Consider the following 14,731-nt stretch of genomic DNA (forward strand, 5'->3'; position numbering starts at 1 on the left):
ACCATCCGGCTACAGCCGCACCCCGTGCCCGGAAACTCGGTCCGAGAACCGGCCGGCCTGGCAGAGGACCGCCCGGTCACGGCGGTATCTAACCGGTTTCGGCGGCCAGCGCCAGCAGCCGGTCCCGGACGAGGTCCGGTCGCTCCTCCGGGATGAAATGCCCGCAGCCGTGGACATATTCGACGGTGTAGTCGTCGGCCCGCGCGGTCTCCGCGGCCGCCAGCGCCGGGTGGATGGCCGCGTCGCCGGTGCCGAACAGCGCCCGGATCGGGATCGTCGCGCGGCGGCGTTCCGGATGGCGGGCGGCGGGAAGTTCCCGCAACCAGAAGGTGCGGTAGGTGTCGGTGGCCGCGCGGGCCACCGCCGGATCGCGGAACCGCTCGCCGTAGATCCGGGCGAGTTCCGGGGTGAACGTGCGCCGGGCCTCGGCGTCGAGCCGCAACAGGCGATCGACGAACGGCGTGTACCGCTGCAACGGCACGCCGAATGTGGCCACGAGCGGCTGGTACATCAGGTAGCGCCACGCATGCGGCGCGAAGGTCTTGGCGGTGATCCACGGGTGCGCGATATTGAGCGGCAGATAGCCCTCGAACCGCTCCGGCTCCCGCAGCACCATCAGGAATCCGACGAACCCGCCCCAGTCGTGACCGGCGAGCAGCAGCCGGGACAGTTCGAGCTCGTCCACCAGCGCCAGCAGATCGGAGGCGACGTCCTCCTTGGCCCAGCGATGCGGAGGTGGTCCGGACCATCCGTACCCCGGCAGATCCGGGGCGATGAGGCGCAGCCCGGCGGGAGGGTCGGCGAGCAGATGCCGATAGGCGTAGTGGTGCTGAGGCCATCCGTGCAGCAGCAGCACCGGCCGGCCGTCGGGCACACCGGCCTCGGTGACGTGGAATCGCACGCCGCGGGCCTCGATGAAACTGCGGCGCACTCCGGGAATTTCGGGCGGTCGGGCAGATCCGGATGTCGAGGGCATAGCCGATGCTAACCATCGGCAACCCGGGACCGCCACGCCACGAACGTTTTCCGCCCGGCGTCGGGCATTTTCGGCCGCGAGGCAGGACAATGAGGGCGATCGGACTGCGAGGTCCACTGGCATGCGCGGGAATGCGGGAGGAACGGGCGATGGCCAAGAAGTTCGAATCACCTGCGGATTGGGCCCCACCGGGGGCGCAGTTCCAAAGCCGCGGTGTCACCAGCCGGACCCTCTCGGGCGTGTTGTTCGGGCTGATCGTGACGCCCATCGGAATCGCGTTCGCCGCCAAGGGGGGAGCCGATATCCGGTACTGGGTCATCGTCGGTGCGGTGACCGATCGCTGGACCGCGGCGCTGGAGATCTTCGGCGGTTCCCTGCTCTTGTTGTTCGTCGCCGCGATGGCAGCCTTCTCGCCGGTCGGCACGATCGTGGCCAGTCTGGTGTGGGGGATCTTCCCCGGTGTGCTGCATCTGCTGTACCCGGACGACACCTTCCGCCTGATCGGCGACCTCCCCTTCACCGACGCCACGATGCAGGTGGCGCTGCACTCCTGGGTGACCTACGGCTTCGCCCTCATCTCGGGCATGATGCTGCTGGGCGCGGGCATGGTCGGAGTGCTGCGCAAATGACTCCGGTCGTTCCGGCATGCCGACCAGGCATGCCGGAACGAGTCCGCATTCAGCCCTTCACGCACAGCACCTGACGCAGCGTCGCGACCACGTCGACCAGATCGCTCTGCGCCGCGATCACGGTGTCGATGTCCTTGTAGGCCGCGGGGATCTCGTCGATCACCCCGGCGTCCTTGCGCGACTCCACGCCGTCGGTCTGCGCGATCAGATCCGCGACGGTGAACTGCCGTTTGGCCGCATTGCGGCTCATGCGGCGGCCCGCACCGTGCGATGCGGACTGGAACGAGGCGGGATTTCCCTTGCCCCGCACCACATACGAGCGGGTACCCATGGATCCGGGGATCAGAGCGAGGTCACCGGCCCCGGCCCGCACCGCGCCCTTGCGGGTCACCAGCATCGGCATGCCGTCGATGATCTCTTCCGACACGTAGTTGTGGTGGCAGGAGATGGGCTCGTCGAAACGTACCGCCAGCGAATCGAATTCGGCACGCACCGCACCACACACCAGGTCGAGCATCACCGCCCGATTGCGCGCCGCGTACTCCTGCGCCCAGGTGAGGTCGCGCCGGTAGGCATCCATTTCCGGTGTGCCGGAAAGGAATACCGCCAGATCGCGATCCGGCAGGTCCCGGTTCTGCGGCAGGGTGCGTGCCACGGCGATATGCCGCTCCGCCAGTTCCTTGCCGATATTGCGGCTTCCGGAGTGCAGCAGAATCCACACGCGCTGTTCGGTGTCGAGGCAGACCTCGATGAAGTGGTTGCCGCCGCCGAGAGTGCCCATCTGCTTGTGCGCCTTGGACTCTCGCTGCTGCACCGCCGGGTCGAGATCGCCGAACCGGCTCCAGAACGCGGACCATCCGGCCCGCAGCGTGGCGCCGGTCGCCCGGCGGCCGTGCACGTCCATCTGCAGGCGGGTGACCTTCACCGGCTCCTTGTGCGCGTTGAATCCGACCGGAACGGCCGCCTCGATGCGCGAACGCAGCGAATGCAGATCGTCCGGCAGATCGGAGGCGGTCAGCGAGGTCGCGACCGCTTCCATCCCGCAGCCGATGTCGACGCCGACTGCGGCCGGGGCGACGGCGTCCTTCATGGCGATGACGGACCCGACCGTGGCTCCCTTACCGAGATGCACGTCGGGCATCACGCGGACGCCGTAGACCCATTCCAGTTGGGCGAGGGTGCGCAGCTGCTGCAGCGCGGCCGGCTCGACCTCGTGCTCGTGGGCCCACATGAGCGTCTGCGCCTTGGTGCCGCGCAGCTCGACGGGAAACATGATCCGATCCTTTCGTGAACGAACTCTCCCTGTTCACGGTAGGGATCTCGGGGCGAGGACGCACTCGAATATTCGATCGGTTGCCCGCCGCGGGCGACCGCGCGTCAGCCCATCGGCCGGAACCTCCGCTGGACGGTCACGGCGTGCTCCCTGCGCGCAGCGCGAACGCCCGGCGCAGTGCCGCGAAGGCGCGTTCGTTCGCGGTGGCGGTGTCGGGCAGCACATCGCCCATGGTCATGAAGCCGTGGAACATGCCCTCGTAGCGGTGCACCTCGACCGGGACACCGGCCGCGGCCAGGTGTGCGCCGTAGGCCTCGCCCTCGTCGCGCAGTGGGTCGTACTCCGCGGTGGCGATATGCGCCGGCGGCAGCCCGGCCGGATCCGCCAGCAGGGGCGCCGCGTACGGGTCGGTGCCGTCGGCATCGCCGAGGTACTGCTCCCAGTACCAGCGCAGATGATCGTCGGTGACGAAATAGCCCTGTGCGTTGTCCCGGTACGACGCGCCGGCGCGCGTCGGGTCCAGCATCGGATACATCAGCAGCTGCGCTGCCACCTCCGGGCCGCCCAGATCGCGCGCCATCAGGGCCGCGACCGCCGCCAGATTGCCGCCCGCGCTGTCCCCGGCCACGGCGATCCGGGTGGGGTCGCCGCCGTATTGCGCGATGGCCGCGCCGATCCAGCACAGCACGGCGAACGCGTCCTGTGCGGCGGCCGGGAACCGATGTTCCGGGGCTTGCCGGTAATCCACCGAAACCACCAGTGCGCCGGTCTCGTTCGCCATCGTCCGGCAGAACTGATCGTGGCTGTCGAGACTGCAGATCACGAAGCCACCACCATGGCAGAACAGCACGACCGGCAGCGGCTCGGCGCCACCCCGCGGGGTGTACACCCGCACCGGGATGTCGACCTCACCAGGGCCCGGCACGGTCGAATCCCGCACCGTCGCAACCGGAATCGGCACAACCGGCGCCGCGGGGCGGGACGCGAGCTGTCGCCGGGCCTGGACCGCGTCGAGGACTTCGGTCCCGAGCTTGGGAAACGCGGCGGTCGCCGCATCGACCACCGCGCGTGTATGCGGCGTCATCGGCATGGGCTACCGCCCGTCGCCGCGTAAGCGTTCGGCTTGCTCACGGTGCCTCCTGCGGCTCCGGAGGCATGAACTTTCCGGCGGCGAGTCCGCCGTCGACGGTGACTTCCGCGCCGGTGACATACGACGATGCGTCCGAGGCGAGGAAGGCGACCAGCTCCGCGACCTCCTCCGGCACGCCGGTGCGCTGCAGCGGCAGGGTCGGGAAGCTGCCCGGACCGGTGGTCAGATACGGGACCATCGGGGTCGCGATCGGGCCGGGGTGGACGGAGTTGACGCGAATTCCCTTGGGCCCCAGTTCGAGTGCCGCGGTCTTGGTGAGACCGCGCAGCCCCCATTTGGAGCTGCCGTACGCGGAGTGGCCCATCAGCCCCTCGAGCCCGGCCTGCGACGAGATGTTCACGATCGACCCGCCCGCCCCGGACATCGGCCCCACGACCGACCGGATGCCTCGGAACGCGCCCACCAGATTGACCTGGAGAATCTTCTCGAGCTCTTCCGGCGTGGTGTCGGTGAGCGGTTTCGCGGTGTAGATCGCGGCGTTGTTCACCAGCACGTTCAGCGCACCGAATTCCGAAAGAGCCACGGCGACAGCGGCATTCCAATCGTCGGCGGAGGTGACGTCGTGGCGGACGAAGCGCGCCGCCTCGCCGAGCTCGTCGGCCAACTGCTTTCCGTCGGCGTCGAGAACGTCGGTGAGCACGACCCGCGCACCGCGTTCGACGAACAGGCGTGCCTCCGCCGCGCCCTGCCCGCGTGCCGCGCCGGTGATCAACGCGACTTTGCCTGTGAGATCGACCATTCGACTTCTCCTCCTCGAAAATATGCCGAGATCCTGCGCCGCATGCGGCGTACTCGGCTCGCGGCAGTCTCGATGAGCGAGATCGGCGCGTGGTTCGGCTGTGACGGGTTCACTGATTCCGGAAGTGCGGGATGACCTTTTCGCCCCAGTGCCGGATCGTCTCGAGGCATGCCTCCTGAGGCACCGTGCCCATCTGGATCAGGCACAGGATCTCGTCGGCGCCGGCATCGCGCAGGCGTTCGACGTAGGCGATCGCGTCCTCCGGGCTGCCGTATGCGTGGTCGGCGTTGAACACCGAGGTCGACCCCGCCTTCACCGGAATCTTGGCCTCGTGCAGGTAGGCGACGTGTTCGTCGGCGGCCTCCTTGATCCGCGCCACCTCGTCCACGGTGGGATCGACGGCCTCGTCCGGCACCGGGCCCGCGCCGTAGTAGTGCTTGATCGACTGCGCGAAGAACCGCTGGCCGCGCGCGCCGATCTGCTGCGCCCGCTCCCGGTCGTCGAGCACGATGGTGGGGCACAGGGCGGCGAAGTGGTCGTTGGTCACCGTCGAGACGAACCGCTCACCGGTGCGGGCCGCGATCGCCTCGTCGTAGGTGCGGCGCAGTTCCGCGATTTCCGCCACACCCGCGAAACCCAGTACCAGAGCGCCGATTCCGTAGTCGGCGGCCAGCTTCAGGGTGTCTTTCTTGGTGCATGCCATGAACAGCGGCGGATGCGGACGCTGCACCGGACGCGGCAGCAGCGCGTGCGGCTCGATGTCGAGCAGGTCGCCGTGATACTCGAAGTCGCCTTCGGGTTCTTGCCACGCGGTGCCGATCATCCGCAGCGACTCCTCGACCTCGGCATAGGTGCGTGCCGGGTCCACCCCGCACATGGAGGTCTCGACCGGTGTCGCACCGCGCCCGGCGCCCAGATTCAGCCGGCCGCCGGAGAGCACGTCCAGCATCGCCGCACGCTCGGCCGCGCGCACCGGATGGTTGAAGTTGAAGGGCATGCACACCACGCCGTGGCCGATCCGGATGCGCTGTGTCTTGGCCGCCACCCAGGTCAGGAAGATCTCGGGGGCGCTCATATGCGCGTACCACTTGAGCCCGTGGTGCTCGACGGCCCAGACGGTGTCGAAGCCCATCTCGTCGGCCAGCACGGCTTGCTCCACACAGTCGCGCAGCACCCGCGCCTCGTGCTCGGCGGTCGGATCGGTCATCTGGGCTTCGAAGATCATCGAGAACTTCATCCGCGTGCTCCCTGTCGTCGCGAGTATGCCTAATCGAAATAATCCTTTCCGGACCCGCACTGGTCAGCCCGAAGTCCCGCTGGTCGGGACCGCGTCGTGTCGGCGCGGCCGAGCGGCCATAGCGTCGAATGCAACGACGGGGAAGAAGGACGGATGACACAGGAATTCGATTTCGACGTGGTGGTCGTCGGCTCGGGCGCGGCCGGTATGACCGCGGCATTGACCGCCGCCTATCGCGGGCTGTCGGTGACGCTGATCGAGAAGAGCCGCAGCTTCGGCGGATCCACCGCGCGCTCCGGTGGCGGTATCTGGATCCCGAACAATCCGGTGTTGCAGGCCGCGGGTGTGCCGGACAGTCCCGAACTGGCTCGGACATATCTGAAAGCCGTTGTGGGCGAACGCGTTCCGGAGGAAAAGCAGCGTGCCTTCCTCGATCACGGGCCGGAGATGATGCGCTACATCGGGGCGCGCAGCAAGTACTGGCAGTTCGTCTACGACCGCGGCTACTCCGACTACCACCCCGAATTCCCGGGCGGGCTGGCTCAGGGACGCAGCATCGAACCGGCTCCGATCGACGGCCGGCTGCTCGGTGGTGATCTGCACAAGATCAACCAGCCCACCATGTCGGGGCCGAAGGGAATCGCCTTCACCGTCAGCGACTTCCACGATCTGAACATGATCGCCCGTACCTGGGCGGGTAAGCGCACCGCGATGAAGGTGGGGGCGCAGGCCGTGGCGAACAAGCTGCGCGGCCGGCTGCCGCTGAGCCTGGGCAAGGCCCTGGCCGCGCGGCTGTGGCTGTCACTGCGCGACGCCGGGGTGCCGGTGTGGCTGAACACCCCGCTGACCGAGCTGGTCACCGAGGCCGGCGCGGTGGTCGGGGTGCGCGCCGAACACCAGGGCGTTCCGGTGCTGATCAAGGCGCGTCGCGGCGTGGTGCTGGCGGCGGGCGGTTTCGAACACAACCTGGAGATGCGCAAGCAGTACATCTCCGGGCCGCAGTCCACCGACTGGACGGTCGGCGCCACCGAGAACGTCGGCGAGGGCATCGTCGCGGGCCAGAAGGCGGGCGGCGCGGTCGATCTCATGGACGACGCGTGGTGGGGGCCCTCGGTGCGCAACCCCGAGGGGCCGCCGTTCTTCTGCCTGGCCGAACGCGCGCAACCCGGCGGCATCATGGTCAATCACGCCGGGCAACGGTTCGTCAACGAGTCGGCGCCGTATGTGAATGTCGTGCACACCATGTACGAGCAGCAGGCCGCAGGGGTGGACCACATCCCGGCGTACTTCATCATGGATCAGACCTTCCGGGACCGGTATCTGTTCCTGGGCAATTTCCCGAAGCGCCCGATTCCGCAGAAGTATCTCGACGCCGGAATCATCACCCAGGCCGATACGCTCGAGCAACTGGCGAACAAGATCGGCGTTCCCGCGACGACGTTGGCCGCCACGGTGCAGCGCTTCAACGGTTTCGCCCGCAGCGGGCGCGACGAAGATTACGGTCGCGGCGATTCCGCCTACGACCGGTATTACGGCGATCCCACCGTGCAGCCGAATCCCTGTCTGGCCCCGCTCGAGCGAGGGCCGTTCTACGCCGTGGAAATGGTGCCCGGTGACCTGGGCACCAAGGGCGGGCTGTGCACCGACGAATATGCCCGCGTGCTCGACGAACAGAACGCGCCGATCGCGGGTTTGTATGCCGCGGGCAACAATTCGGCGTCGGTCATGGGTAACGACTACGCGGGCGCGGGCGCGACGATCGGGCCCGCCATGGTCTTCGGGTACATCGCCGCCAACCATCTCGCCGACGCGCGGGAACCGCAGACCGCGGCCGCCGCATCGGCGTCGAAGCGGGCGACCAACGGCCGCAGGGCCGCCGCACGCACGGGACAGGAGTGACCATGGGCAGGATCGACGGTAAAACGGTCATCGTCACCGGCGGGGCACGGGGAATGGGCGCGGCGTTCGCGCAGCGGCTCGTTTCCGAAGGCGCCTCCGTCGTGATCACCGATGTGCTGGCGGAGGAGGGCAAGCAGACCGCCGCACGGCTGGGCGATGCGGCGCTGTTCCTCGCCCACGACGTGACCGACGAAGCCGCGTGGAACGACGTTGTCGCGCAGGCGGAAGCGGCGTTCGGGCCCGTCGCGGGCCTGGTCAACAATGCCGGCATCGTGCATGTGGATCCGATCGAAACCCTCGCCGAAGCCGACTACCGCAAGGTGATCGACGTCAATCAGGTCGGTGTCTTCCTGGGTATGAAGGCCGTTGTCGGATCGATGCGGCGGGCCGGTGGCGGGTCGATCGTGAACATCTCCTCGGTCGGCGGGATCATCGGCTTCTCCAACATCCTCGGTTACACCGCCTCCAAATGGGCGGTGCGCGGCATGACCAAAACCGCGGCACAAGAGTTCGGCCCTATGGGAATTCGCGTCAACTCGGTGCATCCGGGTGTGGTGATGACCGAAATGACCACCGATTCGGCGCGGTCGAATTCGATGTTCCACGATCAGCCGCTGGCGCGTCCCGGCACCCCCGAGGAATTGGCGAATCTCGTGCTGTTCCTCATTTCCGACGAGTCCGGTTACAGCACCGGTTCGGAATTCGTCGCCGACGGCGGATTCACCTCCCACTGACACAAAGGATTTCCGCGGTGAAGAATTTCGCAGGTAAGACCGCCGTGATCACCGGCGCCGGAGCCGGCATCGGCCGTGCGGTGGCATTGGAGCTGGCCGGCCACGGCGCTCGCCTGGCCCTGTCCGGCCGCAATATCGACAATGTCGCCGAGACCGCCGCACTGTGTGAGAAGAAGGGCGCACACGCTCGCGCCTACCGTCTCGACGTCACCGACCGGGCCGCGGTGTACGCCCACGCCGACCAGGTGGCCGGCGATTTCGGTGGGGTGAACATCGTGGTCAACAACGCGGGTGTGTCGCTGACCGCCAGCACCGAAGAGGTCAGCTGGGACGATTTCGAATGGATCGTCAACATCAACTTCTGGGGCGTGGCCTACGGGACGAAAGCCTTTCTTCCGCACGTGATCGCGTCCGGTGACGGCGCGATCGTCAATGTGTCGAGTATGTTCGGCCTGGCCGCGTGCCCGACCCAGGGTGCCTACAACGCGACGAAGTTCGCGATCCGGGGCTTCACCGACGCGTTGCGCCAGGAGATGAAGATCGCCGGGCACAACGTCGCGGTGAGCTGTGTCCATCCCGGCATGATTCGGACCGAGATCGCGTGGAAGGCGCGCGCGGGCGCCACCCGGGACCGCGATGCGCTGGCCGCCAACTTCGACCGGCTCGCCAAGACCAGTCCGGAGCAGGCCGCCAAGGCGATCGTCGACGGCATTCGCAAGGACAAGGCGAAGGTGCTGATCGGCAACGACGCCCGGATGATCGACCTGCTGCCGCGGATCTTCGGTTCCGGATATCAGAAGATCCTCACCGCGCAGATGCGCAACGAAGTCGGCAAGTAGCCCACTCGCGGCCGGGCCGGCGATCACCGGCCCGGCCGCGAACATCATTGCGCGCAACGTAATCGGCGCTTGTGCACCTTTCCCGCGGGAGTGCGAGGCAACCGGTCGAGGATCCGCACCGTGCGCGGAATCTTGTATCCGGCCAACCGGGTGCGACACCACGCGAGCAGATCGTCCGCGTCGAACGGCGCCGTCCCGGCGGGCACCACGAAGGCGGCGCCGACCTCTCCGAGGCGCTCGTCGGGTACGCCGACGACCGCGACCTCGGCGATCCCCGGAAAGCCGCGCAACGTCTGTTCGACCTCGGCCGGAGAGACGTTGAAACCGCCGACGATGAACATATCCTCGAGCCGATCGGTGACCCGCAGATAACCGTCGGAGTCGAGAGCGCCGACGTCACCGGTATGCAGCCAGCCCCGCGGATCGACCGCGGCGGCAGTGGCGTCCGCGTCGTCGAGATATCCGTCCATCACATTCGGGCCGCGCACCACGATCCGGCCCGGCGTACCGACCGGCACCTCGCGACCATCGGTACCCAGGATGCGAATTTCGCTGCCCGGCAGAGCTTTACCCACGGTGTGGGCGGTGCGCTCGATATCCGTGCCGGGCGGGCAGACCGCGACCACGCCGACGGATTCGGTGAGACCGTAGGCGGTGAACACCTGATCGGCGCCAAGGTCGGCGCGCATCCGGGCGATCAGCTCCGCCGGGATCGCCGTGCCGCCGGTGCCGGCCAGTCGCAGCTCCGGGTAGGACCGCTCCACGGCGAGCAGATCGGTGAACACCGTCGGCGGGCCGGCGAGTACGGTGATTCGCTCGGCTGTCATGAGATCCGCCGCGGATCGTGGATCGAACACCGCCACCGGAAACATGGTGGCCGCCCGCAACAGGCAGGCGACGATGCCCGCCTTGTATCCGAAGGTGTGCGAGAACGGATTGACCAGCAGGCAGCGATCACCGTGGCGCAAGGTGACCGCGCTCGCCCACCGATCCAGCACGGCCAGGGTTTGCCGATGGGTCGTCAGGACTCCCTTGGGCGTGCCGGTCGTGCCGGAGGTGAACAGAATGTCGGAGAGTGCTTCCGCAGATACCGCGTCGGTGCGGGACCGCGCGTCCGACAACGGGATTCGCTCGGCTCCGGCCAGGAACTCCGGCCAGCCGGTCGGTGCGCTGCCCGACCGGCGCCCGGCCGGGGACGACTGGGCACCGGTTCCGGCCCAGTCCTGACGCGACCCCGATGCTCCGGCGGATGCGAGCACATCGTCGGCTGTCTGTCGATCCGCCGCTGTGCGGCGGGAGTAGGCGATCTCGGTCGCGGCGCCGGTGCTGTCCGTCGTGCGCGTGTCGGACAGCAGGACCGTGAAATCCAGGTCCGGCAGAACGCCCTGATCCGTGAGCAGGCTCGGATAGTCGATTCCCAGAAATCCGCGCACCGTGAACAGCCCACGGCATCGGGTGCGGCGCAGAATGTCCGCCGCTTCCGGTCCGCGCAGCCGGGTGCCGATCGGGACCAGGGTGGCCCCCGCGCCGAGCAGGCCCAGTGCCGTCACGATCCAGCGCGCACGGTTGGGCGCCCAGATCGCGACGCGATCCCCGGCGGCCACGCCGCAGGCCATCGCCGCACGGGTCACCCGCGACGCCTCGGCATGGAGTTCGGCGTAGGTGAGGCGGGTTCGGCCCTCGACGATCGCGACGGTCGACCCGTTCCGGCGTGCCTGTTCGGATACCAGAGCCGGGATCGTCGTCCACGCTGTCGGAAATTCCGGCTCCGCCGTCATCTCTTCGCACACCATCGCTGTCCGGATATACCCTGTCGAACACACCTCGCCGGCCGCCGGTCGGGCGGTCCACGGCCCATGGTGCCGCAGGCAGGTGCCGCGCAGACCATTCGCACACCACGAGTCCCGGTCAGTGGTATCGCGCGCGCACCGGCGGGTCCGGCATCCGCTGAGCGGGACCATCGCTACTGGCCCGAGCCGGTCGGCGGCACTCTCGAAGGATGACCGGGGCGGCAGGGGGTTCGATGCCTCGATGGATGGACCGAAGGAGTGACATGACCGCGGGTGCGGAGCTGGCCCAACGATCCGAGACCGTCGTCGGACTGGACGGCAACTGCCCGTTGTCGCGGGACCGGATAGGCGGCAAGGCCTGGAGTATCAACCACATGAGCGGGCTCGGGCTGCCGGTGCCCCCGGCATTCGTGCTCACCACCGACGCGTGGCGTGATTTCACCGAGCGGGGCGCGATCGCCGACGACATCTGGCGGGCGGTCTGCGACGGCGTCGCCATGCTCGAACACGGCACCGGCCGCACCTTCGGCTCGATCCGCCGACCGCTACTGGTATCCGTGCGCTCGGGCGCGGCCGTGAGCATGCCCGGCATGATGGACACCGTTCTCAACCTCGGCATCAACGACGGCGTCGAACAGGCGCTCGCCGCGGCGACCGGCAGCGCCGGCTATGCCGCCGACACGCATCGGCGCTTCCGGGCGCAATATCGCGAGACGGTGCTGCAGACGCCCGAGGGTGTGGTGCCGGCGGACCCGTGGGAACAGCTGCGCGCGGCGATCACCGCGGTGTTCCGGTCGTGGGATTCGATGCGCGCCAAGGCGTATCGACGCAACCGCGGCGTGTCCGACGACCTCGGCACGGCGGTCACCGTGCAGGCGATGGTGTTCGGCAACCTCGACGACGCGTCCGGCACGGGCGTGCTGTTCAGCCGCAACCCGAACACCGGCGACGGGCCGGCCTACGGGGAATGGCTGGTCGGTGGGCAGGGCGAGGATGTGGTGTCCGGCCGCACCACGCCGCGGCCGCTGAGCGACCTCGCCGCCACCCAGCCACAGGTGCACGACCGGCTGATCGCCGCCGCGGACCTGCTCGAACGCGACGGGCGCGATATCCAGGACATCGAATTCACCGTGGAATCGGGCACGCTGTGGATGCTGCAGTCGCGTCCGGCGAAGCGTTCGGCGCGGGCGGCGGTGCGGGCCGCGGTCGCGATGGCGGAGGAAGGGCTGATCACCCCGGAGGAGGCACTGCAGCGGGTCGGGGCCGACCAGATTCGCGTCGTCCTGCAGCCCGCGACCGCGGCGGCCGATGTGGGCGAAGCGCTGGCTCGCGGCGAATCGGCCTGTCCCGGTTTGGCTTTCGGTGTCGCGGTCACCGATCCCGACGAGGCCGAGGCGCGTGCGGCGGCGGGGGAGAACGTCGTCCTCGTCCGGCCGACGACCAGTCCCGATGATCTGCCCGGCATGATCGCGGCCCGTGCGGTGGTCACCGAACTGGGTGGTACCACCTCGCATGCGGCACTGGTGAGCCGGGAACTCGGGCGGCCGTGTGTCGTCGGATGCGGCCCGGGTGTCGTGGACGCGCTCGCGGGGCGCACTGTCACCGTCGACGGCGGCGCCGGCGTGGTGTGGGCGGGCGAGGTCGCCGGTGGAGATGTGGACGGCGCGGTCCTCCACGATGTGCGCAGGCTCGCTGAATGGGCGAATGTGGCACCCGAGGAACTCGCGGGGACGCTCGCCCGTGACGCGGAAGTCGTTGTGGCAGAAGCTGTTGTCCGAACCGTGAGTGAACTGGAACTGCTGCGGCTGATCGGGGTGAAGGGCCGGGTGCGTGGTGGCGCGGTGGCCGCGAGCCTGGGCGGCGACGCGGACGAGGTGAGCGCGCGCTGCTCGGATCTGGTGGCCGGCGGTTTGTGCGCCGACACGCCCGCAGGTGTGCGGTTGACACCCGATGGGCGAAATCGCCTGGCCGAGTTGCTGACCGCCGAACGCGGCGGGGTCGACACCGCCGCCATGACCGCCGCCTACGAGGACTTCTGCGTGCTCAACGCCGAGCTGAAGCAGATCGTGACCGCATGGCAGATGAAGGACGCGGCCACCCCCAACGACCACGGCGACGCCGAATACGATGCGGCGGTGCTGGACCGGCTCACCGACCTGCACACCCGGGTGCGGCCGCTGGCCGAGCGGCTGGGATCGATCGCGCCGCGGCTGGCCCGGTACCGCGAGCGGCTGGAGACGGCCGTCGAGCGGATCGCCGACGGTGACCACGCCTGGGTGGCGCGGCCGATCATGGACAGCTATCACACCGTGTGGTTCGAACTGCACGAAGATCTGATCGGGTTGTGCGGACTCAGCCGTGCCGACGAAGCGGCGGCCGGCCGTGCCGAGTAATCCGATCGCCCGGGAATTCGGCGCGACCCGGCGCTGGGTCGACTTCGAGGAAATCGACAACGTCCGCGATCTCGGCGGGCTGCCGGTCGGCGGCGGTACGACGCGATTCGGCGTGGCGCTGCGGTCGAGCACCCTGCAGCAGGCGACCGAGGCGGATGTGGCGTTGCTCCTGGTCTCGGTCGGGATGCGCACCCTGATCGACCTGCGGCTACCCGACGAGGTGGAGCGGGAAGGCTACGGCCTCCTGGCCACCGCGCCGATCGCGAAGGTGAACCTGCCGGTCCGCAAATCGGCGCAATCCTCGCTCGCCGCACGGGATCTGGTGCCGGACAAGACCCGCGTGGATCTGGCGCAGCTGTACGGACAGCTGCTCGCCGGCAGTCCGGAGGAGATCGTCGCCGCGGCGCGGCTGGTCGCCGATGCCGACCGGCAGGCGGTCGTATTCCATTGCGCGGCAGGTAAGGACCGCACCGGAGTATTGGCGGCGGTACTGCTCGATGCGGTCGGGGTGGCGCCGGAGGTGATCGCCGCGGACTACGCCCTCACCAACGAACGGATGACGCGGGTCCGCAACCGGCTCGACGCGCTGAACTCCTATGCCGGGCTGCCGCCGACGAGCACCGGGATCCTGGCTGTCGAAGCGGCCGTGATGCTGCGGTTCCTCGACGACCTGCGCCGCGACCACGGGGGTGCCGCCCGCTGGCTGCGCGAGCACGGGCTGACGGCCGAGGAGCTGACGATGTTGCGAGCCGCTCTGGTCACCGGGTGGTGAAGGCCCTCACCGCGAATAGTCGCGGAAGGTCATCACGAAGGCGGGTGCGGCAATCATGATGAGCAGGATGTAGGCCAGGACCTGCAGGCCGACATACGGCAGCTCGTGCACCCAGATACCCAGGAACAGAACGCCCAACAGCAGCACCACGCCGTAGAGCGGTGTTCGTTGCGGGTGGTCGCCCATACCCATGACTCCACGATACTCAGCCGGGCCGCCGTCCGACAGCGCTCGATGAGCCGCCGGCTCGAACCCTGCTGTGACCGGCGATCCATGGGAGAATCCGGAATCGACGATGGC

The 14,731-nt window shown here is 68.6% G+C and carries 13 protein-coding genes; 6 read left to right on the forward strand and 7 right to left on the reverse strand.

Annotated elements, in window-relative coordinates; translation table 11 throughout:
* Positions 1-88 precede the first annotated feature (88 nt).
* A complete protein-coding gene (locus tag ACPCUW_RS10840; RefSeq protein ID WP_423424580.1) occupies positions 89-976 on the reverse strand; it encodes an alpha/beta fold hydrolase in 888 nt (295 codons plus the stop codon).
* A 149-nt stretch (positions 977-1,125) separates the two neighbouring features.
* Between ACPCUW_RS10840 and ACPCUW_RS10845 the strand changes: the two genes are divergently transcribed.
* Complete coding sequence (locus tag ACPCUW_RS10845) at positions 1,126-1,605, forward strand: hypothetical protein (RefSeq protein WP_030512770.1); 480 nt, start codon at positions 1,126-1,128, stop codon at positions 1,603-1,605.
* 49 nt (positions 1,606-1,654) lie between these two features.
* Here the strand turns inward: ACPCUW_RS10845 and ACPCUW_RS10850 are convergent, their stop codons facing one another.
* The 4 genes from ACPCUW_RS10850 to ACPCUW_RS10865 all read right to left on the reverse strand — a co-directional run bounded on the left by ACPCUW_RS10850 (position 1,655) and on the right by ACPCUW_RS10865 (position 6,004).
* Positions 1,655-2,878 (reverse strand): RtcB family protein, encoded by a 1,224-nt coding sequence (locus ACPCUW_RS10850; RefSeq protein ID WP_423424581.1) that lies wholly within the window; start codon positions 2,876-2,878, stop codon positions 1,655-1,657.
* A 136-nt stretch (positions 2,879-3,014) separates the two neighbouring features.
* Positions 3,015-3,962 carry an alpha/beta hydrolase gene (locus ACPCUW_RS10855; RefSeq protein WP_423424583.1) on the reverse strand — a complete coding sequence of 316 codons (948 nt, stop codon included), beginning with the start codon at positions 3,960-3,962 and terminating at the stop codon, positions 3,015-3,017.
* Positions 3,963-4,005: 43 nt separating this feature from the next.
* Complete coding sequence (locus ACPCUW_RS10860) at positions 4,006-4,767, reverse strand: glucose 1-dehydrogenase (protein ID WP_063015492.1); 762 nt, start codon at positions 4,765-4,767, stop codon at positions 4,006-4,008.
* A 109-nt stretch (positions 4,768-4,876) separates the two neighbouring features.
* Positions 4,877-6,004 (reverse strand): LLM class flavin-dependent oxidoreductase, encoded by a 1,128-nt coding sequence (locus tag ACPCUW_RS10865; RefSeq protein WP_423424585.1) that lies wholly within the window; start codon positions 6,002-6,004, stop codon positions 4,877-4,879.
* Between the two features lie 153 nt (positions 6,005-6,157).
* On the opposite strand from ACPCUW_RS10865, the gene kstD reads away from it, so the two are divergent.
* The 3 genes from kstD to ACPCUW_RS10880 are packed head-to-tail and all read left to right on the forward strand — an operon-like array spanning position 6,158 to position 9,476.
* Positions 6,158-7,903 carry a 3-oxosteroid 1-dehydrogenase gene (gene kstD / locus ACPCUW_RS10870; RefSeq protein WP_423424586.1) on the forward strand — a complete coding sequence of 582 codons (1,746 nt, stop codon included), beginning with the start codon at positions 6,158-6,160 and terminating at the stop codon, positions 7,901-7,903.
* A gap of 2 nt (positions 7,904-7,905) precedes the next feature.
* A complete protein-coding gene (locus tag ACPCUW_RS10875; protein ID WP_423424587.1) occupies positions 7,906-8,637 on the forward strand; it encodes a glucose 1-dehydrogenase in 732 nt (243 codons plus the stop codon).
* A 17-nt stretch (positions 8,638-8,654) separates the two neighbouring features.
* A complete protein-coding gene (locus ACPCUW_RS10880) occupies positions 8,655-9,476 on the forward strand; it encodes an SDR family NAD(P)-dependent oxidoreductase (RefSeq protein WP_305779010.1) in 822 nt (273 codons plus the stop codon).
* A 44-nt stretch (positions 9,477-9,520) separates the two neighbouring features.
* On the opposite strand, the gene ACPCUW_RS10885 is transcribed toward ACPCUW_RS10880, so the two are convergent.
* Positions 9,521-11,254, reverse strand: a complete 1,734-nt coding sequence (locus tag ACPCUW_RS10885; RefSeq protein WP_423424589.1) for an AMP-binding protein — start codon at positions 11,252-11,254, stop codon at positions 9,521-9,523.
* A gap of 275 nt (positions 11,255-11,529) precedes the next feature.
* On the opposite strand from ACPCUW_RS10885, the gene ACPCUW_RS10890 reads away from it, so the two are divergent.
* Entirely contained in the window at positions 11,530-13,659 is a 2,130-nt protein-coding gene (locus tag ACPCUW_RS10890; protein ID WP_423424590.1) for a pyruvate, phosphate dikinase, read from the forward strand.
* The gene (locus ACPCUW_RS10895) at positions 13,625-14,431 is read left to right on the forward strand and encodes a tyrosine-protein phosphatase (protein ID WP_423424592.1); all 807 of its coding nucleotides are present in this window, start codon (positions 13,625-13,627) and stop codon (positions 14,429-14,431) included. Before ACPCUW_RS10890 ends, ACPCUW_RS10895 begins: the two co-directional genes overlap by 35 nt.
* A gap of 6 nt (positions 14,432-14,437) precedes the next feature.
* Here the strand turns inward: ACPCUW_RS10895 and ACPCUW_RS10900 are convergent, their stop codons facing one another.
* Complete coding sequence (locus ACPCUW_RS10900) at positions 14,438-14,623, reverse strand: hypothetical protein (protein WP_063015500.1); 186 nt, start codon at positions 14,621-14,623, stop codon at positions 14,438-14,440.
* Positions 14,624-14,731 lie beyond the last annotated feature (108 nt).

Origin of the sequence: Nocardia sp. AB354 (genome assembly GCF_049538315.1) — a bacterium.
GTDB lineage: Bacteria > Actinomycetota > Actinomycetes > Mycobacteriales > Mycobacteriaceae > Nocardia > Nocardia nova.